Here is a 1204-nt window from a genome sequence, read left to right as displayed (position 1 = left end):
CCGCGACGTCGACGCCGTCGGCGAGACGGCGGCCCTGAGCGAGTTCTACCGCCGACTGGGGGACCTGCTGAAGACGCGAATCCGGCGCGTCCACGACTTCCGGCGCGGCCCGCCCGCGGGGAACCTCACGGCGAGGCAGGCGGCGGCGCTGGAGGCGGCGGTGGGCGTCGGCTACTACGACGTCCCGCGGACCGGCACGGTTGCCGACGTGGCCGACGAACTCGACTGCGCGTCCAGCACGGCGGGCGAACTCCTGCGGAAAGCCGAGTCCGCCGTCGTCTCCGCGTTCGTGGCGGACGGATCGCCCGCCGCGGACGGGTGACCCGCCGACCGTCCACCGACAGTTTTCACGGTCGAACGTGTCAGCCGAACCATGGGAACGTCCAGACAGCCGGACGTCCTCGTCGTCGGCGGCGGACTGGCCGGGCTAACCGTCGCGAACTACCTGCGACGCCAGGGCCGCGAAGCGACCGTCGTCGAGCGAGCCGCCGACTGGCGCGAGACGGGGTACGGCATCGGTCTCTGGCACGACGGCATCTCGGTCCTCGACGAACTCGACCGCCTCGCGGCGACGCGACGCGCGGCGACGGACCCGGACGCGTTCGAGGTTCGCGCCGCCGGAGGGCGGGTCCTCTCCCGGGCGTCCCTCCCCGCGGGGCAGACGCTCTTGCTCGTCGTCCATCGGGCTGACCTGCACGCCGCCCTCCGCGAGACGGTCCCCGACGAGTGGATACGGATGGGCACCGCCCCCGAACGCATCGACGAACGGGACGACGGCGTGGTCGTCACCTTCGAGGACGGGACCGCCGAGACGTTCGACCTCGTCGTCGGCGCGGACGGCGTCCACTCGACCGTTCGCGCCGAGTGCTTCGACGACTGGACGAAGCGGGCGTTCGACACCTACGTCTGGTCGCTGTGGACCGACGGGCGTCCGAGCCTCGACGCCGAGATGGTGAGCCTCTGGGGTCCGGGAAGCGAGGGGTTCCTCGCCCGCGTCGGCGACCGGGTCGGGTTCAACCTCGCCGCCCGACTCGACGCGCCGCCGGACCCGCCGGCGCGCGAGCGACTGCGGACGCAGGCGGAGCGAATCGGCTGGCGACTGCCGGCCTCCTCGACCGCGGCCGACGACGACCCGTTCTTCGACCGCGTCCGAGAGGTCACCTGCGCGCGGTGGCACACCGACCGCGTCGTCCTCGTCGGCGAC

Annotated in this window: 2 protein-coding genes; both read left to right on the top strand. The window is 73.2% G+C overall.

Features of this window, described 5'->3' with window-relative positions; all coding sequences use genetic code 11:
* On the top strand, positions 1–322 hold a 322-nt coding region (locus GJ632_RS21615; protein ID WP_197428158.1), incomplete at its 5' end, for a helix-turn-helix domain-containing protein.
* Between the two features lie 51 nt (positions 323–373).
* Positions 374–1204 (top strand): NAD(P)/FAD-dependent oxidoreductase (locus GJ632_RS21610; RefSeq protein ID WP_191453989.1); only part of this gene is annotated, 831 nt, incomplete at its 3' end.

This window comes from Halogeometricum sp. CBA1124, from assembly GCF_009741955.1.
Lineage (GTDB): Archaea > Halobacteriota > Halobacteria > Halobacteriales > Haloferacaceae > Halogeometricum > Halogeometricum rufum.
Note: the sequence above shows the minus strand (reverse complement) of the source record. Positions and strands in the feature narration are given on the sequence as shown.